Raw genomic sequence first — 20387 nt, forward strand, 5'->3', positions numbered from 1 at the left:
CACGAAGTGGCAGGTGGTGGGCAGCACTGGGGGAGTCTGCCCCTGCGACCGATGCTCCATCCGTTGTCCTAGATGAGCTCGGTCACGAAGGGGGAGGGGTTGTGCTCGGGGCTGATGAGCAGCACCCCGCGGCGTGCCCGGGTGAGCGCCACGTAGAAGAGCCGGCGCTCCTCCGCGTGCGGGTAGGTGTCACCACCGGCCATGGCGAGCGCCAGGACCGGGTCGTCCGCGATCCGGCTCGGGAAGGCGTAGGAGCCCGCCGACAGGTTGGGGACGACGACGTAGTCGGCTTCGAGCCCCTTGGCGGAGTGGATGGTGTGGAACGCCAGCCGAATCTCCGGAGGGGCTGCGTGCGGCATGAGGCCGCGGTCCTGGTGGTAGCGCCCGAGGACGTCCACGCTCACCGAGTCCGCGACGATGGCGCCCTCGTGTATGGCGTCACGCAGCTGGGTGAGGAAGTCGCCGATCGCGCGGAAGACCTCGGTGGCGCTCGCCACCGTGCGCAGCCGCACCCCCTCGTGCGCAGCCTGGTCGGTCGGCCGGTCGTGGACCGACACGACGGTCTTGCGCACCTGGGCGGGGTTCTTCATGACGAAGCGGGCGGCAGTGTCGCTGATGGACTGGTGGCAGCGGAAGGTCGTCGTCAGGTGCACCGTGGGGCCCGGGCCGAACTGGTCGTGAAATCCCGTCACCACGCTCAGGTCGGCCCCGGCGAAGCGGTTGATGGACTGCCAGTCGTCCCCGACGGCGAGCAGGTCGCGGCCGGGCTGCGACACGAGGGCCCGGGTCAGGCGCGCCCGCGCCTGGCTGGCGTCCTGCAGCTCGTCGACCATGACCAGTCGGTAGGGGCTGACGTACCTGCCCGACTCGAGGTGGTCGGCGGCCTGCACGAGCATGTCCTCGAAGTCCACGTAGCCGCCGTCGGCGAGCCGGGCCTGCCAGGCGTCGTGGATCGGCCAGTAGAGGTCCAGGAAGATGCTGGTGCGTCTCCGGTTGCGCACGAGGCCGTCCCCAGGCGTCGTCTCACCTCCTGCCGGTCCAGCGAGTTCGCCTTGACGTGCAGCATGAAGGTCCGCACGAGGCGGAGCAGGTCGGCGTCCGTGACGACCTTGACGCCTCTGACAGGTGCTCGGTCGGGGTCCCAGTGGAGGCGTATGCCGTGCCCGACCAGCTCTTTCTCGAGGCGGGACAGGCCGTCACCGTGCATGACCTCGGCCCACGTGGTCTCCACCAGGGTCGTGCCGTGCTGCCGATGCAGCTGGCGCTTCCGCTCCATACCGTCGAGGTAGTCGGTCCACCCCGGGCGCGGGTTGCCGTCCGCGTCCAGCCCCCAGTGCTCGTGCCAGACGTCGATGTCGGGGTAGTAGAAGTCGGGGTGGTACTGCCGGTGCTCGGCGTCCGCGGTGTCGTAGGTGTAGGGGCGTTCGTACTCGTAGCTGACGCCGTGGAGGTAGAGGAAGTTCGCGACCCAGCGCTCTCCCTCGCTCTTGACCGTGGTGCCGTCCATCGCGCGGTAGCCCGCCGCGCGTGGGGCCGAGTCCCAGGTGTCTGGTGCAGATGGCTCGGTGAAGTCCTCGTCCGGACGCGTGCAGAGCAGCAGCCGGAACCAGTCCCGGGCATACCTGAACCGGGGATCGCTGTCCTTTAGCTTCGCCACGATCTCCGACAGGACGCCGAGCTCGTCGCTTTTGTTGGTCAGCCACGGCGCCACCGTCGGCTTGCGACCGGTGGCATGGCCGATGACCTTGAGCCCGAAGGCGTGGAAGGTGGTGGCCTCGACCCCTCGGCGGGCAAGCCGGCTGCCGCGAACCGGCGTCGTATGCGCGTCTGCAGCTCGGCGGCGGCGTCCCGGTTGCAGGCGAGGAGCACGATCTCCTCTGGCTTCGCCAGGCCGCGGGACACGGCATACGCCGCCCGGGCCACCATGACCGACGTCTTGCCTGACCCGGCTGCGGCGATGACGTTGACCCGGTTGTCGTAGGTGACGACCGCGCGCGCCTGCTCGTCGGTCAGCGGGCTGCTCTCGACCGTGTCGAAGAACTGGCGCTGCTGCTGGGCGATCGCAGTCGCGATCTCGTCGTTGACGGTCCGCAGCCAGCTGCGGGTGCCCTCCTCGGTCAGCCAGAGCGGTCCGGCTCCCCGCGTGTGGCCGGCGACGGCTGGCTCTTGGTCGGCTGTGGCGGGACGGGTGGAGAGCAGCGCTGCGACCTCCTCCTCGGTGATCCACCGGAGGTCTCGCCCAGCCGCCTCGATCGTGGTCGAGAGCCTCGCGGTCCAGGCGGTGAGAGAGCTAGACAGTGACTCCTGCACGGCCTGCTCGAGGCGCCGGCCCTCCTCGCCGGACAGACCGTTGAGGACACGGGCTCGCTCCGGCACCCCGGCCACGGTCACGGTCGTCCGCCACCATCGGCGGGTCACCGAGATGCGGTCGGCCCCGGAGGCGGGGATGTGGATCTCTTCGGTGCCGTGACGGAGAGTGAACCCGTTGTCGCGACGGACGAGGACCCAGTCCTCGCCGTGCGGCGTAGTGCCGCGCCAGATGACGGGAACCGCCATGGTCACACCCCTTCGTCGTTCAGGGTGGTGCCCACGGCCCCTTACCCCCTCGGACCGGGCCAACCCGCCGTTCGCGCATCCCTACGGCTCTTGCTGGCACGGCCCGGAGAGCGGGACATTAGCAGAATTCTTCGCCAGGGATTCCTGGATGTGCAGCCGCTCAAAGACAGAGTGATGACGAGCGCAATTCTGCGCGGAGCAGCTAGTGTCAGGCGACACCGGCAGGGGAGGACAGTGGAATGCCCCACACATCAGCGCTCTTCATCGACTTCGACAACTTCTTCAGCGGGCTGCTCGCTGCAGATCCGGCCGCGGCTCTTGACGTCGTGACCAAACCGTCGATGTGGCTCAACCGCCTGACAAGGGACGACGGCGGAGAGCCTGCACGCCGCTGGCTGGTGCTGCGCTGCTACGTGAACCCGGCCGGCAGCGTCAGCCACCCGGCGAAGGCCAACGAGCGGCTCTACTTCTCGACCTTCCGTCCCTATTTCACGCAGGCCGGCATCGAGGTGGTGGACTGCCCGCCGCTGACCAAGAGGGCCAAGAACGGCGCTGACATCCGCATCGCTGTCGATGTCATGACCGCGCTTCGCGGGGAGACTCGCTACGACGAGTTCGTGATCGCCTCGAGCGACGCGGACTTCACGCCGTTGCTTCAGGTCTTGCGCGCCCACGACCGACGGGTCACCGTCATCTCGACCGGCAACTCCACGGCCGCATACGAAGCGCTGGCCGACCACCTGCTGGACGAGCAGGACGTGATCGAGCTGACGCAGCCCGGCGGCGAGCAATTGAGTTCGGAGCGAGTGATTGAGACCGTCCCAGATCCCTCTCCCGCGGCCGGGGACGAGGTGTGGGAGGAGTCGGAGTACGAGAAGTTCGCATCGATCGTCAGGTCGCACTATGTCGAAGCGGACGCTCCGATCAACCTTGCCACGCTGTCTATGCGGCTCAGAGCAGAGCTCGGGGACGTGACGACACGCACCGGCTGGTTCGGGGCGGGGGGGGGGGGTTCGGGAAGGCTCTCCGCAGCCTCGAGTTGCCAAATGTCGAGTTCTCTCAGCACGTGTTGTTTGATCCCGACCGTCATGAGGCACCACCCTCGTCCACCCCGACACCAGCTGTGGCCCGCCCCGCGATGGATCTGCCGCCGGTCATCGCGAAGTTTCGCCAGATCACGAAACTGCCGGCGCTGGCGACCACCGACTGGGTGCAGGTCCATCAGAGCCTGGCAGCCTATGCCTGCCTGCACGAGTTCAACTTCACCGAGGCGACGCGGTGGGCACGGGATCACGCCGCGGAGGCTGGCCACGAGATCTCCCGGGCCGCCTTCACCTACGTCACCCGGGCGTGCAACGCCGTGGGACCACCGCTGTATGCGGACCCGCCGCCGACCGAGGACCAGATCGCCGCGGCGCTGCTGGAGAACGTGCTGAACCTCGCCCGACAGTCGGGCGTGGACGTCACCGACGCCGATGTTCGAGCTCTGGCTGAATGGGTGGGGGCTGAACCTGGACCGGTCTCGGATCTTCAGCCCTGAAGTCAGGTGAGCGGCTCGTCCCGCTCGGGGTCGAACTCGCGAGCGCCGTCCGGCCACGGCTCGTAGAGGGCCTCGTCGTCCTCGTCGAAGTAGTAGTAGTTGGCGATACCGGAGCTGTCCAGGATCAATCCAACGGGCTGAAAGTCTGCATCGACGGCCAGGAAGATCGGGTACCCGCCGGAGGCGCTCCAGAACCATGCCGAGGCTCCAAAGCGCTCGTCCTCGACGATCGGCAGCCGGCCCGGGGCGGCACCGTGGTAGATGCGGTGCCCCTCCTCGTGAATGAGGTGGCTGGCTCCTGCGGGGCCGATGCCCACCCATCGGTTGGGGCCGCGCACCACACCCGCTTCGACCGCCCCGACGATCGTCGACGGGTCCCCCCATACGAACCGGAGAGTCAGCGCCCCGTTGCCCGGACCCTCAGAGTCAGCATTGACGACATCAATTCGGTAGTCGCCGTGCAACGTCATTCCGAGGTCGATCTCGCCGTGGCCGAGCAGGTAAATGGGGCCATCGAGGTGTAGGTGCTTGGTCACGACGTGCAGCGGCTTATTCGGCAGGCCGGCCGCGTCATGGACCAGGTCCTCCGTGAAAAGTCTCGTGACGGTGGTGTGCAGCCGGACGGACCTTGGGTCTGCAGGCGGGGTGAACTCGCCGCCGTCGACCAGCGCCTGGGGCTCGCGCATTCTTCGTCGCTCACCAGCTTCAGCGTCCAGCGTCGTCAGAATGCCGGCGGGGTCGTAAACGCCGGCCGAGTCCATCTCTGACGCATCCTGCCGCGCTTGTTGGATGCCTTCTACGGCAGAGCAGGGAAAACGGGAGTCGAAATGGTCGAGGTCTGGGTAGGGAGCCGTGTTCAGGTCGCCATCCTCGGCTCCGTGACGAGCAAGGAGTCGCCATTGCTCGCTGAAACCGCTTCTGAAGGTAGACATTTGAGCTGTCCACTTCTCTTCCGGAGGGTAGGACTCGGGATCGTAGGGGTCCTGCAGCCAGTCAATTGCCATACTTGTCGTCTCTTCTCTTCTCGTGCTGGCGCTGGGGATACATGTCCTTGAGGAGCGGCGCGCGCCTAGTACCGTGGCCGATCGTTGAGACCGGTTGTCCTCATCCTCGACGCTTCCCGCCCTTCCACCTCGACCCTTGCCGGAGCCTCCGAGACTTCTAGTAACCGCTGCACCTGTGTCAGCAGCGCCCGGACCTCGCTCGCGTTGGGTGCCAGCTCGAAAGCGTGCTGGTGGCAGGCTCCGGACAGCCGGTTCCAGGCAAACTCTGCGTCGGCGGCGCATTCGTCACCCAGGACGGACAGACATGTCAGACGGCTGCGCATGGACGCCCGCCGGTTGTCGTGTCCGAGCCGCTCGAGGCGCAGGACGACCCCGTCCTCGAGCGCCGATCGCGCCAACCACGCCGCCATCCGGCTCGAGCCCGTGAGCCCGCTTGCCAGCATTCGTTGGGCTCGCTCCAGGTCGGGGTGTGGATGGCTCACGACCGGTTCCCCTGCTCGACGTCGCTGACGAACCTCTTCGCGTCGTACACAGCATCCTCAAGGTTTGCTCGTGCTCCCAGACCGTCGTGCATTCCCGACGTGGAGATCCCCATGGTCTTCTTCCGGTAGGGCGCGCTGAGCCAGGACCCCAGATCGGTGCGGACCTCGTCGAAGACGGCGAGCGAGACCCTCTCGCGGGTGAGCCGGTGGGCTGTCCAGAGCGCCTCGACGTCGTGCAGCGCCCCGCCCTCGCTCAGGCGGGAGGCGAAGAATCGGTCCCGTGCCGCCGCCTCGACGGCGAACCTGAGCACACCAGGAAGCACCTTGCGCAGGGTGTCATCCGGGAGCTCTTTGTCCCGCACGAGCGCTTCTGCGTCCCGGAGGTAGCGGCGGGCCGGGGCCTCGGACTCACGGACGCTGACCTGCGAGCACTCACCGCGCGTGACCTCGAGGATCCGCACCGGCACCTGTGCACGGCGGGCGGCAGCGGGCAGGCGGTCGTCGTGCGAGAGCACGATGACCTGGCGCGTCTCGGCCAGCTCTGACAGCAGCGTCACCAGACCGTCGACCTTGGCCGGGTCCATCGCCTGCACCGGGTCGTCGAGGACGATAAAGCGGAAGGGCGACTCGGGCAGCGCCGCTCGCGGCAGAAAGAGGGAGAGCGCCAGGGCGTGCAGCTCGCCCTGGCTCATCACGGTGAGCGCTCCAGCCTCCTCACCGTCAACGCTCGCCTCGATGCTCACCCGTCGACGGGTGGCGGTTCCCTCGAGGGTGACGCTGCCGAGGTCGACGTTGCTCTCCTGCCGCAGCATGGCCCAGGCGTGGCGGGCATGATGGTCGATGGGGGCGATCCGCTCGTTCTTGAGCGCCACGTCGTTCGTCTTCAGCCACTTAAGGGCAGCTCCGACCTCGTCGACGAGTGGCTTCTGGGTCAGCCACTGGTCGCAGTCGTCGGCAAAGGTGGCGAGCCGTGTCGCCAGTGGTGTCCAAAGGTCCTGTCGGGCCTTGAGCTCCGCGGCAGCTGCGGTATGCAGCGCGACCAGGGCCTCCTCGAGCTCACCTCGACGCTCGCGCAGGTGGGTGACCAGTTCCGCATCGCCTGATGGGGAGGCAGACCAGGCGTCCCAGGCGTCGCGGGCGCGTCGGGTCAGGTCCGCCAGTCCATCAAGAGGAGAGCCGTTCAGAGCGACCGGGCGGGGTGTGACCAGGCTGTGGGCGGATCGGCGCGCGAGGTCCAGGTCCTGCCCCGCTCGGTCTAGCTCAGCGAACTTGATGCGCTCGTGGGCTATGTGCTGCCGGCTGCTCTCCGCCCAGCGATCGTCGAGCTCACCTGCATTGCACACGGGACATGTCATGTCTCCGAGCTGCGCGTGCAGGTGGAGCGCCTGCTCCCGCAGCTCGACTCTCCGACGCTCGCGCTCGAGCCTGTCGACGCCGGCGTCCACCATGCCCTGGATCGCTGCGGCGAGCTTGGTCGCTGCGGTGTCGACCTCCTCCCCCCGCGGACCTGTCAGATCAATGACCGAGCGCAGCCAGGCCAGCGGACCGGAGTCCTGCGGTTGCGAACCGGTAGCGAGGGTGCGCAGGGCGGCGGGGTCTGGAGCCGACGCACGGAGGAGGGAGCCTGCCCTTTTGGCCCTCTCGTCGTCCATCTCCTTGAACTCGGCCTGCAGCGACTTGCGCTTATTCGTGAGCTCCTTCTCCGGTGCCTTGAGCGCCTTGGCCCGGGTGTCGAGCAGCTTGATGGCGGCCGCCAGCTCCTCGACCCCGAGCGCTGCGGACAACGCGTCGTACAGTCCGCTCGGTCCGCCCTCGAGCAGCCCGCCGAGCTCGTCGTAGGACATCATCGGACGGTAGGTCTGCAACGCCTTATCCCATCCGAGCGGCGTGAGGCCGGGCTGACGCTTCTCGGCCGGGCGCTGCACCCAGGTGGCGAAGGAGCTGGCCTCTGTCGCGGTGTCCTCCCACGACAGCCCGATCGTCGTCTGCCCCCGCCCCTCCTCGGCGACGCGGACCTCAACGCTGGCGGGGGCAGGCTCGTGCAGGTTGCGCCACTGCTCCTTCCACTGCACCGATCCCTTGCGACCCCACCGGTATGTCGATCCGGTCAGGGCTACCTCGAGCGCCTCAGCGAGGCTGGACTTTCCTGAGCCGTTGCGGCCCGCGACGATCGTCAGGCCTGGCTGCGGCTGCAGGTCGACCTCGACCTTCGGGCCGATCCCGCGGAATCCCTGCACGCCCAGGCCGGACAGGAAGGCGCCCGCAGGCTCCTCTTCCTGTGCGCCAGCAGGGTCGCCTGCCTGCTTCGCGGCCTTCGCGGGCTCATTTCCACCCGCAAGGTACTCGTCCAGCGACTCGTGGCCCTCAAGTGCCGCCAGCACCAGCAGCCCGGCCTCGTCTGTGATCGACACATCGGCATCGAGGCGCTCCTCGACCCAGCGCGACAGCTCACTCCCCATGCCCATTCGCTCCTTTGCGACGACGATGGGAATACTCTGCACCAGAGCACCGACATTGCTTGGAACCGGGTATGTGGAGCCCACGCGTCATCTTGCGAGGACCAAGCATTGACATTGCAAAGACTCCACGCATCTGCGCAACGAAGAGATGGACGGGCGCCTCCCAACGAAGCAGCATGGGCGGTAGCGCTGCCGGAAGCCACCACTACCACTCGTTGGGACTTCGTCAGGGGTGCCGCCTATGCTCACCGCATTGTCCCAACGTCCTAGGAATCTCCGTTGTCCCACGCTGTTGTCCTGACAGACAAAGCCGTCCGTCTCTTCACGTTCCTGGCCAAGGCGCAGCAGCTGCGACAACGACCCGTGCGGGACGTCGATCAGTACACCCGTGACGGTGTCGTCCGGTGGTTCGCCGACCTTCCTAAGCACGACGCGGTGCGGTGGGGCGCAGACGGCGACTGGGACGAGCACCCCTTCCTGAGCGTGGATCGGCTGGTCGCTCCCGAGACCCCCGAGGTCCCCGACGAGCTCCGCTTCTGGCTGCGTGGCGACGCCGCGGGGCCCGACGGTGACCCGCAGCTGCGGAATGAGCTGGCCTCACCCGATGCCCCCGCGGAGAAGCTCGAGGAGCGCCCCGACGTCCAGGCGGCCTACGACCGTTGGCGTCCACGGTGGGACGCCTGGGCGCACGAGATGCTCCGTGACGAACCGGTGCGCAGTGCCTACGCAGACCTGTTCAAGGTGTACGTGCAGGCGACGCAGAAGACGGAGGAGCTTGAGCTCCTCCTCGGCGTCGGACTGCTCTCCTGGGCCCCCGATGGGCAGGACCGTGTGCGGCGACACCTCTTCACGGTCGCCGTCACACCCCGCCTCGACGACAGCACGGGCCGCCTCGACTTCCACCTCGACGAGGCGGCAACCGGCTTGCACGCGGAGTTCGACATGCTCGACCCGCAGGTCATCCCCGACCAGTCCCTCGTGCACACCGTCGAGCAGCAGGCGCAGGGCTTCGACGGCGACCCGCTCGATCCCGAGGCTCTCGCCACCCTGGCCCGGTCCGTCGCCGTGCGGCTGCACGCCCAGGGGAGATGGGACGACGCGGCTCGTATGCCGCACCCGACGGACCATCCCGTGGTCGCCTGGGCTCCCGCCATCGTGCTCCGGCCACGCAACCGCACCGGTCTCGTGCAGGCATTCCAGGACATCGCTGCCCAGATCGAGGAGCGCGGAGAGGTTCCTGACGGTCTGCTCCCGCTGCTCGACCCGGACCGGCTGCCGCCCGTCACCGACAATGCGGCCCCAGGGGCCCTCCTCACCGTGGACGACGACGTCGTCGCACCGCTGCCTCTTAACGACGTGCAGCGCAACATCCTCGAGCGTGTCGACACCCATGCCCAGACCCTCGTGCAGGGTCCGCCGGGGACAGGCAAGACGCACACGGCTGCTGCCTTGCTGTCACACCTGCTTGCCCAGGGGCAGCGCGTGCTCGTCACCGCACACACCGACCGGGCGCTCCACGAGGTCCGCACCAAGCTGCCCGACCAGATCCGCCCCCTGGCTGTGTCGGTCATCGGCGCCAGTCGCGACGACCTGGCCGACCTGCGCACCGCGGTCGACACCATCGCCCGCCGCTCCACCGAGCACGACCCGCAGCAGGCGGAGCGGAAGGTGCACCAGGAACTGGCTGAGGTCGACCGGCTCAAGCAGGAGCGGCAGCTGCTCAACCGCCAGCTCGTCGACGCCCGCCAGGCGGATGTCTCCACGCACAGTGTGCACGGCTACGAGGGGACTCTCGCCTCGATCGCCAGGCAGTACCAGGACGACGCTCAGGTGCGGGCCTGGGTCGCCGGACTGGTCACCTTCCGCCCGGACTCCCGCGCACCTCTCACCGACGAGGAGGCCCTCGAGTGGCTCAGCCTGCTGCGTGACGGCTCCCTCGAGGAGGACGCAGAGGACAGCCACCGCCCCCGGGTGGCGGTCGCCGACCTCTCGGCACCAGAGCAGTTCGCTGCCCTTGTCGTCGATGAGACGACGGCACGCACCGGCACCGAGGGGTACCACGACCTGGCTGAGGGTGCGGCAGCAGTCGCCCTGCGGGCGCTCACCTCGTCAGCCCGGCGGGAGCTGCAGGAGCGCTGCGGGCGCATCATCGCGGGCTTCCGTGACGCCGAGCGACTTGCGGCCTCGTGGGTCCCTCAGGCACTGGCCGACGTGGCGGCCGGGGAGACTGCCCCGTGGCGCGGCAGGGCCGCTGACCTGCGTCAAGGGGTCGAGCAGGTCGACCAGATCCTGGCGCGAATGCCGATCAACACCCGCGTCGACCTTGACGGGGACCCTGACCACTTGCGTCGGCTCGCGATCTCCCTGCGCGAGCACCTGGGGCCCGACGGCTCGCTCAAGACGGACCCCGGTGGCCAGGTCAAAATTGGCTTCTTCGCCCCGCCAATCGTCAAGCAGTGCCGACCCCTCCTGGAGCAGGCGCGCGTCGACGGGCTACCACCGGCGACGGCTGCCGCGCTGGACACGATCGTCGGCCACCGCGACGCGTGGACGGCGCTGGACCAGATGGACCGGCTCTGGCCCGCTTCGGTCACGATCCCCGAGGAGGACACACCGCGCGAGAGGTTGGAGTGGCACCGCAGCCAGCTCGCCCTTCTCGACCGGGTCCTTGCGCTGGGTGACCTCATCACAGCTGAGGAGCAGGCCCTCCGCGAGGCCCGCGTGCCGGCGCCCGACTGGCGGGAGCTCTCGGACGTCGAGCGGGTCGCCAGGACCGTCGACGCCGTCGAGGCCGAGGTCGGCCTGGCCACCGCCCGCGAACCGCTAAGTGATCTGCACGCCCATGTGGAGCCCACGTCTCGGTGGCAGAGCGCCGCGCCGGCGGTCCGCAGCCTGCGGACCGCGATCGAGCAGCGCGACCACGAGGCCTACGCCACGGCATACGCGCGCCTGCAGCGGCTCGAGCAGGTGACCGCCCACATCCAGCGACGAGACGACCTGACCGCGAGGGTGCGACGGGACGCGCCCGCGCTCGCCGAGTCGGTGGGGGCATCGGCCGACGAGCCTGAGTGGGACAAGCGCCTGGCCGGGTTCGAGGCTGCATACCGCTGGGGCACCGTCGGCGCCTGGGTCCTCGCGCAGGAGCAGGTCGACGTCAACGCGCTGCAGGCCAAGATCACCGTCGTCGACCAGCAGCTGCGGGACAGCGCGGAGCGGATCGCCGCGCAGCGCGCCTGGAGCCACGCGGTCGGACCGGACAGGCTCACTCCCGGACGACGCGCAGACCTGCGCAACTACTCCCAGCAGGTCACTCGGCTGGGCAAGGGGACGGGCAAGTATGCCGCGCAGCAGCGGCTCGCGATCCGCCGGGCGATGGACCGCTGCCGTCCCGCCGTGCCGGTGTGGATTATGCCGATCTACCGGGTCGCGGAGCAGCTGGACATCGACGAGAACATGTTCGACGTCGTCGTCGTGGACGAGGCGTCGCAGGCGGGTCTGGAGGCCACCTTCCTGCAGTACCTGGCGCCCAAGATCGTCGTCATCGGGGACGACAAGCAGGTCTCCCCGGCCGCCGTCGGTGTCGACCAGCAGCAGCTGCGAGACCTGGCGAACCAGTACCTCTACGACGACCGCTACAAGGACACCTGGCAGGACCCGCAGCGCTCCCTCTTCGATGAGGCCCAGATGCGGTATGGCGGTCAGCTCACCTTGGTCGAGCACCGTAGGTGCGTGCCGGAGATCATCGGCTTCTCCAACCGGATCGCATACGAGCCCAACGGCATCCGGCTGGTGCCGGTGCGGCAGTTCGGCGCCCAGCGGCTCGAGCCCTTCGTCGTTCGGCACGTCCCCGAAGGTTTCGAGGAGGGCACCGGCGGCAAGATCAACCGTGCTGAGGCGCGAGCCCTCGTGGATGACCTGAAGCGGTGTCTCGACGACCCGGCCTTCGACGGTCGCTCGATGGCGGTGATCTCATTGGTGGGGGATCGGCAGGCCAAGCACATCGAAGGCGTGCTTCTGGCCGAGGTGCCGGCCGAGGAGTGGGCTCGCAGGGATTTGCGCGTGGGCACCCCACCGGACTTCCAGGGGTCGGAGCGCGACGTCGTCTTCCTCTCGATGGTGTCCGCGCCCGATCCCGGGAGGCGTCTGGGAGCGCTGACGCGGGAGATGTACGTCCAGCGGTTCAACGTCGCGGTCAGCCGCGCTAAGGACCAGGTGCGGCTCTTCCACAGCGTGAGCCTGGCCGAGCTGACCAACACTCAGGACCTGCGCCACCAGCTGCTCGACTACGCCTACGGAGTGGTGAGGCGTGGTCGCGAGTTGGAGCCGGGAGAGTCGCCGGTGGTGCCGGAGGACCAGCGGGTCGCCGGCTTCGACTCACTGTTTGAGCAGCGGGTGCACAACCGGATCGTCGACCGCGGCTTCACGGTGCTCAACCAGGTCGAGTCCCAGGGCTATCTGATCGACCTCGTCGTGGTCGGGGCTCGGGGTCGGCTGGGGGTGGAGTGCGACGGCGACGAGTGGCACGGGCGGGACGCCTACGAGCGCGACCTGGCACGGCAGCGAGAGCTCGAGCGCTGCGGCTGGACCTTCTTCCGGGTGCGTGAGTCGGCGTTCTACGTCGACCAGGCAGCCGCGCTGGCGCCGTTGTGGGACCTGCTCGAGGAGATGGACATCCGCCCCTCGGACTGGATCGACGAGGACGAGGAGGAGGACCTCCTGCCCGAACCGCACGCGGAGCCCGAGCAGAGCGCCGACCTCCTACAGCAGGAGCATGTTGCCGGCTCAACGGACGAGTCTCCGGAGAGCGAGATGCAGTTCGGGAACGGAGCGGTTGATGACGATCTTCGCGCCATAGAGGGCGCCGCTCAGGAGCAGGATGAGCCAGAGGGGTATGACGACCCGCTGTCCCCGCACTGGCGGGGCCCTTCGCCCTACGCGCCGGTGGAGGCACCCTCGGTCGGTGTGTTGCTCCACCAGGAGCAGCCCAGCCATCGCGATATGGGGCGGACCGCTGGGGAGGACCTCGATGCCAGTGACCCGGGGGGGCTGCCTCCTTATCGGGCGTACTCCGGAAGCACGGTGCCTGTGCATGAGGCCACCGACGCCCAGATCATCGACGGCCTGGCCGAGATCGTCACCATGGAGGGCCCCGTGCGAGGCAACAGGCTGAGGACTGCCTACGTGCAGGCCTCGGGAGGCCGCCGGGTGGGAAAGGCCATCGGGCAGCGGTTGAACGCCCTCATTTCTCGCGCCCAGCGCTCGGGCACGCTGATCGGCGACGACCCGCTGGGCCACGGCGGCGTGAAGCTGCGGACATATCGGCTGCCCGACCAGGCTGAGACGATTCCGCGCGCGCTCGGACCGCGGACCTTGGACGAGATGCCGCCGACGGAGCTGAGCGCGGCAATGGCCCGCGTGTTGGAGGAGCAGCCCGACGCCGGGCACGAGCAACTGATGCGGCAGACGCTGCGTCTGCTCGGACGCACCTCCTTGACCCAGACTGCCCGCGAGGCCCTCGAGCCGACGCACGAGCTATTGCTGTCTCAGCATGATCGTCAGCGGTGGGACTCCGAAGGTGAGGATCGGTGACCATCCCGGGGGACAGGGGAGACCGTTGGGTCCGCACCGAGGCGCGACCTCTCGGCGACCGCTTCCCTGTCCTGCGCGAGCTGATCGACCAACCGGTCGAAATCATTGCCGCGGTCATCGGCACGGAGTTCTCCACTCGGGTGAGGACCATGCTGGTCAAGGGCAGGATTCAGACGTGTCAGGACTTGGCTGAGGTCTCGGAGGAAGAGCTCGGCGATCTTCGGCACGTCGGGAAGGTCGCCGTTGACGAGGCCCTCAGTCTGCTGAGGACGTTCGAGGAAGCGCTGCCCTCCCTTGGCCATGCCACAAGGACGGCACAGACCGTACGGGACGATGCCGCAGACGACACCGAACTGCAGACGGCGCTGCAGCGTCTCAGGGATCAAGGCAATCCGGTCAAGCCGATCGAGCCGCACCTCCACTTGCTTGCGCAGTGGTCCCTGTTCAGCGGCCGCGGCGCTACGCTGGGCGACCTGGTTGACGCAGTCTCGACAACTGAGTCTTCGCCGGCCGACGTCCGGGCAGGGTGGGACGCCGTGCGGGCCTTCGATATGGAGGTCGCGCCTGTGCGTCACCACGATGTGCTGACCACCTGGCTTGAGTCGTTGACCCAGCGTGAGCGCGACATCGTGACGCACCGCATCGTGTGGGCGGACCGGACGCTCGATGACGTCGGCCAGCAGCACGGCGTCACGCGGGAGGCGCATCCGGCAGCTTGAGCGGCGGCTGCGAGCCTCTCTCGAAGAGCGTGTCGCGCACGACGACTGGCGCCCCGTGCGATGGGCTGCCCATCGACTCGCGGTGGCGGTCGGTGCGTGGGCTCCACTGGCGGACACCGCTGACCTCGACCCTTGGCTGGAAACTGACCGACTCGTCCTTCTTCTGGCTGGTCTGGAAGCTGACGATGAAGAGGAGTGCGTTCATCAGCGCGGTTTCGTCCTTCCGCTGATGGACGAACTTGTCTACCGTCAGCCAGAAGGCGAGGTGCTCGATGACGACGACGCTCGGCGCCGGCTGGCGAAGCTTGGTGTGCTCGACAATCACGTCGGCCATGCCCTGCGTGCCATCGGCCTGAAGCAGATTGACGATACCTGGGTGCGGTGGTCGCGCAGCTATGTCGACCAGTCGGTGGCCATCCTGGCCGTCGTCGGCGAACCAATGACGGCTGACGAGCTGACCGAGCGCACGGGATCGGGCAGCGTGCGTTCCTTGCGGCAGCGATTGTATGAAGACCGACGGGTCCAACGCGTCAACCGCACGGATATGGGACTGCGCAGCTGGGGTCTCCCTGAGTACACGAGTGTCGCCGAGCTCATGCTCAAGGTCATTGCTGACCGAGGCGGGTCGGTGCCTGTGACTGACCTCGCGGCCCATCTGGAGAAGGTCTACGAGGTCCGGCCGGGAACGCTCAACGCGTATACGGCAGCACCCGCATTCGTTGTGCAGGACGGGAACATCCGCGCACGCGCACGCAGTGAGCAGTACGAGGTGGATGCGCACCCGATCGGTGTTGTGGGGCTTGAGTTGCTCGAAGAGGACAGGTTCTCTTACGACGTCAAAGTCGACCATGATGTGCTCCGAGGCAGCGGGCGATCCGTGCCTGAGGCGATTGCGGGGCTCTTGGGCCTCCAGCCTGGTCGTTCGCTGCACTTCATTGCTCGAGACGTTGGGCGCAGCACGACGGGGTCGGTCGTGGTCGGCTGGTCGCGGACGAGCCACATGGGTCCCTACTTCGGGAGCGTCCGCGCTCAGGCGCTCCACGACGGCGCAGAAGACGGGGACCTGCTGCGGCTGACGTTCGACCCCGTGTCAATGATGGTGCATCACGAGCGGGTTGAAAATGGAATGTGACTCAGGTCAGTCGGAGCGGGGGCCATTGGGAAACCGCACGGCATTCCGGCCGATCTTGGCTGGGACAACTTCTTCTAGACCCATGCCGAGAACGTCCGCGAGACGCAAGAGGTATGTCCTCACGTCGGCCGCCTCATCCCGCACCACGTCGGCATCCTGGCCCCTGCAAGACTCGACGGGACTCCTCAGCTCACGCCCCGTACCACCCACACGCGCTGTTGTGGACCGCAAGAAGCTGTTGAGCAGGCTGGTGGCTCTTCCGCTTGGGTACGTGGCGCAGCGGTTTACCCTCCCACTGCCAATAGTCCGTAGTCCGCAGTGTCGGGCTGACGCGCACGATGAAGCTGTCCCTGGCGCTGACGGTAAGCATGTGCGCGTCGAAGAGTTTGTGCAGGTCGCGCCGCAATAGCATCCCGTTGCGCACGTCGTGAGTCGCCGGACCGCGGTATGGGTGAATGTGGGCGGCCTCCAGTGCCAGTGCCACGCTGGTGCCGCTGATGGCGCAGCCGGGATAGGCCTTTTGCAGACGCTTCCGGAATTCGTCCTGCCCGTCCCGAACGGCGCGCAGCTGCTCCACGACCCGCCTCTCATCCCTCGTGAAAGCGTCGAGATCAACTTCTGGCAGAGGAAAATCCTCCTCCAGCAGCGCGAGCATCGCTCTCTCCACTCCCGTGAGGGGTGCGAAGTATCCGGCTAGCGCTGCTTCTTCGACCGGAGCTGTGAGCCGCGGGGCCCAATCTGGCCGCACGAAGCCGCTGACTTGGGCGGCGAATTCGCCCCACTTCGGAGAGGCGAGGGCTCTCGAGTCGAGGACAGTGAGCTGGAAGCGCGCCTCGTAGGTGCCGGGCCAGTCGTCCCAGGGGCCCGCAGGTTGTACCGAGCCGTCGATGGGGTAGACGTCGCTGGTCGCACGGACACGGCCGACGAATGAGCCCTTGGTCTGCCAGAAGTAGACGAGGTCCCCTGCCTGAATGTTGCGGGAGGTTCGCAGGTCCCAGAAGCCGACGTCACGGGCGTAGTCCCAGTGCTGCGGATGGTCTTCGTCGATGGACAGGACCCAACTCGTCATGATCGTGCCTCGCGGGGCTCATCACGGGGGAGGCGTCTCCATCAGCGGAAGCCTGTCGATCCGTCGGTATGTGGTTGTGGTCAAGGGCGGTCCAGCCGCCCGTTACCCCCGGACGAGTCTCCGGAGGAAGTCCCTCGTCTGCGGGTCAGTCGAGTAGACCCAGGCGCTCTGCATGCCGCGCGTCAGGAGCACCTTGTAGACGTTGCGCACGAGCCGGTCGAAGTCGCGGTTCGACACCTTCGTGCGGTTGCGCAGCGCCGGGTCGCGGTTGCCCTCGCGCACCGAGCGCCACCGGCCGTCGCGCCATACGAGGTCGGGCCCGATGATGATCCCCGCGTGGTCGTACTCGAAGCCCTGCGCGGTGTAGATGCACCCCACCTGCCCGAAGCCCGCAGGGTCCGTCGCCCACAGCGCCGCCGCCGGCGCCCCGCCGACCGAGCGGTCGCCCTTGAGGTTCCACGGCCGCGACCAGTCGCCGATGCGCACGTCCTGCACGAGCGTCCCGTCCGGCTCGGGGTCCGACCACGGCCAGCAGTAGCCCGCCGCCATGCGCGCGGTGTAGCCGTCATCCTGCCGCAGCGCCAGCACGTGCTCTAGCTCGTCGGGCGAGTCCACGACGCCCATCTCGAAGGCAGGGTCACCGCCCCACCTGATCGGCCCCCCGGGCGCCAGCCCGAGCAGCCGTTCGACCCACTCGACATACAGCGCTGACCCGCCGCAGCGGAACTGGTCGTCGAGGTCGATCTCGTGCACGTCCATGCCCAGCGACTCGGCATACTCGGTGATCGCCTGGACCGTCCCCATCTCCCCGGGCCGCACGACCTGGTTCTGGTCCAGCAGGAAGACCGGCACCCGCGCGGCGCTGAGCAGCTCGTCGAGCTGCGGCCGGCCGGTCCGGTGCTCCTTGCGGGTGTAGCGCGACTCCGACGTCTCCCGGATGCGATGCGCCTCGTCGAGGATGAGGCACTCCAGCTCGTTGGGCTCGGCCGCAATGAAGCTGTTGAAGTAGCTGAACATCTTGCGCACCCGCGGCGCCCGAGCCGCGGCAACCTTGCGCAGGGTCTTGGTGAACGACTGGGAGCCGGTCGCGTGCATGACGGCACGCCCCTGCCGGGACAGCTCGCCCATGATCGACAGAGCGATGACGCTCTTGCCGCTCCCCGGCCCGCCGCTGACGACGATCGCCGTCTTCGTGGTGCCCCGCCGCGCCTTCTCGACCGCGTGCAGCACCAGCTCGTAGGCGTCGCGCTGCTCGTCGAGCAGGACGAACTGCTCGCGCCGCTGCACCTCGTCGGCCGCCAGGGCCAACAGCTGCTTAGAGGGGGCGATACGGCTGTTCAGCAGCCGGTCCGCGTACCGCGCGCCCGGCACCCCGGGCGCAAAGCGGCTCCTGAGGAAGTCGAAGAACTCACCCCGGTCCTGCCCGCTGAACATCCTCGCCGGCCTCGCCGGGTCACGGACCGCCATGTCCCTCAGGTCCGCGACGCCCAGGTTGGTCGCGTTGTGAAGGTATGCCGTGCCGGCCAGCACGTGCTCGTCCTCGGCCAGCGTGACGACGAAGCCGGTGAGGTAGTCGCAGTAGCCCCGCACCTGCTCCAGCGGGTGCAGCACCGGGTGGTTGCCGTAGCCGTCGATGCGCACGAGGACGTCGCTGTCCTCGAAGCGCTCCGCCTCGCTCCACTGCTTCAGCTCCACCACGAGGTATGAGGCGCGCCCGGTCTGCGGGTGCTGCCCGGCAAGGACGACGTCGGCGCGCTTGCTGGTGAGCGGCAGCTGATACTCGACAAGCATCTCGACGTCGCCGAGCCCGGCGTCGATGAGGTCAGCGCGCAGCCGGGGAAGGCTGCGCTCCCACGAGCGGCGCTCGGAGGGGGAGGCCGACCGGCCGGTGGTGATCGCCATCTGCTCCGCGATGTGCTGGGCGAGCTGCGCCTCGCCGACGGTCAGTCCCTGCGCGGACGATCGAAGCAGGAACACCGGCAGGACTCCCCAGGCAGCACGAAACTCGTGCGGGTGGGGGCGTGTCCGGAGAGGAAGCCCGTCGGGCCGCGTATGACGTAGTCACTTTAGGACGCCTGCGGCACCCGTCGTGCACATCGACTCGCGCGTCGCCGGATGTCTGTCTCTTGGGCGACCCACAGTGGGGCTCCACCAAACTGACAGCCGGGCCTTCCGCCGGGCGAAGACAGTGCTCTAACGCAGATCCAGCTTGGCACCGATGGCACGAAGCATCTGGAACGTGTTCGCGGTGCGGACGCCCATCGCCTGGCACGCGTCTGGAATGTACACACGCTTCTGGGCGTCCGGATGGGACTGCTCGTGCGTGACGACGACGTGCTGATGCTCCCGGGCGAACGCGATGAGGAGGAAGTCGGCCTGGTCGCTTGCGAACTCAGCCAGCGCCGCCTGGGTGTAGTTGCGGGAGTAGGCCCAGGCCGTGAGAGCCCTGAAGTGCCGCTGGCTGCCTTGGTCGATCGACCTGAAGAATCCAGCGTTCGTCCGGGCCCAATCTGCGAGCGCGTCGTCACCTTCCATCAGTTCCTCGCGGACGGCGTCGATGCTGCACGCCTCGCCGCGGTGGTGTGCCCGATCGAGCCAGTCCCAGAAGCCGGGCGCGATGTCGAAAGCGTAGTACCGGTTCTTGGCCTCGATAAGCACGTTGGCATCGACCAGGTGCATCACGACATACCCAGCTCGGTGGCCAGGCCCTCGAATGTCGCATGCTTCTTGGTCCCGAGCAGTCGGTACGCGTCCCGGTAGGACGTCGAACCTTCGAACGTGCTGGAGACCACGGCCTGCGCAAACCGTCTGCTCAGGCGGAGAGGCTGTGTGTAGTAGTAGTTGCCACCGCCTGCGTCTCGCCGCTTGGCCTCGAGGATGGCCATGACGCGCTCGCGTTCCTGCTCGAATGTGTCTCGGTAGTCCTCCCAGGTTATGAGGCTCGCGTCGTGGATCCGGCTCAGGACCACCAAGGTGCTGACGCGATATCGACTTGCCAGGCGCTCTAGTTCTTCGACCGTAACCGTTCCCTGAAAGTCTGTGCGAAGTGCGGCCAGTGGCACGAGTACCTCGGCGGCCACCTCGTTGCACCAGAGCTCGGCGGTCTCGCCTTCGCGGGCTGTCATGGTCGCGTCCGACAGGGCGCTTCCGCCCAACCAGATGTGGGCGAACTCGTGGACCATCGAGAAGATCTGCGCCGCCTTGGTGTCAGCGCCGTTGACGAAGATGAGCGGCGCCTGGGGGTCGGAAAGCGCGAATCCACGAAACTCGTCCGGGTTGAGCTTGCGATGCGTGTTCCCGCCGACGATGCCGCTGACCATCACCAGCACCCCGAGGTTTTCGATACGGTCGATTAGGCGGCGTAAGGCCTGCTGCCAGCTGGAGAACGTGCTGCGGTCGGGCAGTTCGAATTTGAGCAGGTGGCGCATCTCAGCGGCCACGAGGTTGGCCGAGGTGTCCGTCGTTGCGGATCCGACAAACTCCGGCGCGGGAAGGCCATTGTCCTCCGCATACGCCCGATACCAAGCCTGGCGGTTCTGGCAGAGGTAGATGGTCTCGAGCAGATCGACGGACGGTCGAGGCACAGCAAGGTTGCCAATCGTCCGCATGTCCGGAATGGGCACGTCCTCGACCGGCGGTTCGGGCAGGAACAACGCACCGAACGGAGTGTGCGTGTCGCTGGCGAACTTCTCGATCTGCTTCAAGGTGGGTTTTTGCGTCCCGATGATCCACTCGTCTAACCGGGGCGCCCGTCGCGCGACCGTTTCCTCGTCCCACCCCGCACGCTCGACCGCCCACTGCAGGACGTCGCCGGCGACATCCACCCGGACGACCATC

General features: G+C 67.8%; 14 protein-coding genes and 1 pseudogene. 5 read left to right on the top strand and 10 right to left on the bottom strand.

Annotated features, from left to right (window positions below; all coding sequences use genetic code 11):
- Window positions 1-68: 68 nt before the first annotated feature.
- Genes FU792_RS06095 through FU792_RS06100 form a run of 3 tightly spaced genes read right to left on the bottom strand, consistent with a single transcriptional unit; the run spans window position 69 to window position 2556 of the window.
- Complete coding sequence (locus tag FU792_RS06095; protein WP_238706082.1) at window positions 69-896, bottom strand: 3'-5' exonuclease; 828 nt, start codon at window positions 894-896, stop codon at window positions 69-71.
- Window positions 788-1711: a PDDEXK family nuclease gene (locus FU792_RS17770; RefSeq protein ID WP_238706060.1), complete on the bottom strand. Its 924-nt coding sequence runs from the start codon at window positions 1709-1711 to the stop codon at window positions 788-790. The genes FU792_RS06095 and FU792_RS17770 overlap by 109 nt, the downstream gene beginning before the upstream one ends.
- On the bottom strand, window positions 1696-2556 hold the full coding sequence (locus FU792_RS06100) for a UvrD-helicase domain-containing protein (protein ID WP_084485140.1): 861 nt from the start codon (window positions 2554-2556) through the stop codon (window positions 1696-1698). Before FU792_RS06100 ends, FU792_RS17770 begins: the two co-directional genes overlap by 16 nt.
- A 239-nt stretch (window positions 2557-2795) precedes the next feature.
- On the opposite strand from FU792_RS06100, the pseudogene FU792_RS19160 reads away from it, so the two are divergent.
- Both FU792_RS19160 and FU792_RS17775 read left to right on the top strand, forming a co-directional pair.
- Window positions 2796-3284: pseudogene (locus tag FU792_RS19160) on the top strand (NYN domain-containing protein); the annotation flags it as partial.
- Window positions 3285-3694: 410 nt separating this feature from the next.
- Window positions 3695-4096 (top strand): hypothetical protein, encoded by a 402-nt coding sequence (locus FU792_RS17775; protein ID WP_238706061.1) that lies wholly within the window; start codon window positions 3695-3697, stop codon window positions 4094-4096.
- A gap of 2 nt (window positions 4097-4098) precedes the next feature.
- On the opposite strand, the gene FU792_RS06110 is transcribed toward FU792_RS17775, so the two are convergent.
- The gene (locus FU792_RS06110; RefSeq protein ID WP_149814620.1) at window positions 4099-5100 is read right to left on the bottom strand and encodes a hypothetical protein; all 1002 of its coding nucleotides are present in this window, start codon (window positions 5098-5100) and stop codon (window positions 4099-4101) included.
- A 478-nt stretch (window positions 5101-5578) separates the two neighbouring features.
- Window positions 5579-8125 carry an AAA family ATPase gene (locus tag FU792_RS06120; RefSeq protein ID WP_149814621.1) on the bottom strand — a complete coding sequence of 849 codons (2547 nt, stop codon included), beginning with the start codon at window positions 8123-8125 and terminating at the stop codon, window positions 5579-5581.
- Between the two features lie 279 nt (window positions 8126-8404).
- Here FU792_RS06120 and FU792_RS06125 point away from each other — a divergent pair, with 279 nt between their 5' ends.
- On the top strand, window positions 8405-13630 hold the full coding sequence (locus FU792_RS06125; protein WP_149814622.1) for an AAA domain-containing protein: 5226 nt from the start codon (window positions 8405-8407) through the stop codon (window positions 13628-13630).
- Complete coding sequence (locus tag FU792_RS06130) at window positions 13627-14349, top strand: sigma factor-like helix-turn-helix DNA-binding protein (protein ID WP_022924604.1); 723 nt, start codon at window positions 13627-13629, stop codon at window positions 14347-14349. Before FU792_RS06125 ends, FU792_RS06130 begins: the two co-directional genes overlap by 4 nt.
- Here FU792_RS06130 and FU792_RS06135 read toward each other — a convergent pair.
- On the bottom strand, window positions 14321-14683 hold the full coding sequence (locus tag FU792_RS06135) for a hypothetical protein (RefSeq protein ID WP_022924603.1): 363 nt from the start codon (window positions 14681-14683) through the stop codon (window positions 14321-14323). The two genes, FU792_RS06130 and FU792_RS06135, sit on opposite strands and share 29 nt — an antisense overlap.
- On the opposite strand from FU792_RS06135, the gene FU792_RS06140 reads away from it, so the two are divergent.
- On the top strand, window positions 14660-15481 hold the full coding sequence (locus tag FU792_RS06140) for a hypothetical protein (protein ID WP_022924602.1): 822 nt from the start codon (window positions 14660-14662) through the stop codon (window positions 15479-15481). The two genes, FU792_RS06135 and FU792_RS06140, sit on opposite strands and share 24 nt — an antisense overlap.
- 190 nt (window positions 15482-15671) lie before the next feature.
- Here FU792_RS06140 and FU792_RS06145 read toward each other — a convergent pair whose 3' ends face one another.
- The 4 genes from FU792_RS06145 to FU792_RS06160 form a co-directional block, all read right to left on the bottom strand.
- A complete protein-coding gene (locus FU792_RS06145) occupies window positions 15672-16550 on the bottom strand; it encodes an HNH endonuclease (protein ID WP_022924601.1) in 879 nt (292 codons plus the stop codon).
- Between the two features lie 102 nt (window positions 16551-16652).
- Window positions 16653-18527 (bottom strand): DUF2075 domain-containing protein, encoded by a 1875-nt coding sequence (locus tag FU792_RS06150; protein WP_022924600.1) that lies wholly within the window; start codon window positions 18525-18527, stop codon window positions 16653-16655.
- 216 nt (window positions 18528-18743) lie between these two features.
- Window positions 18744-19229: a DUF4411 family protein gene (locus tag FU792_RS06155; RefSeq protein ID WP_028130945.1), complete on the bottom strand. Its 486-nt coding sequence runs from the start codon at window positions 19227-19229 to the stop codon at window positions 18744-18746.
- The gene (locus tag FU792_RS06160) at window positions 19229-20386 is read right to left on the bottom strand and encodes an ImmA/IrrE family metallo-endopeptidase (protein WP_028130944.1); all 1158 of its coding nucleotides are present in this window, start codon (window positions 20384-20386) and stop codon (window positions 19229-19231) included. Before FU792_RS06160 ends, FU792_RS06155 begins: the two co-directional genes overlap by 1 nt.
- Window position 20387 lies beyond the last annotated feature (1 nt).

Origin of the sequence: Serinicoccus marinus DSM 15273, assembly GCF_008386315.1 — a bacterium.
Lineage (GTDB): Bacteria > Actinomycetota > Actinomycetes > Actinomycetales > Dermatophilaceae > Ornithinicoccus > Ornithinicoccus marinus.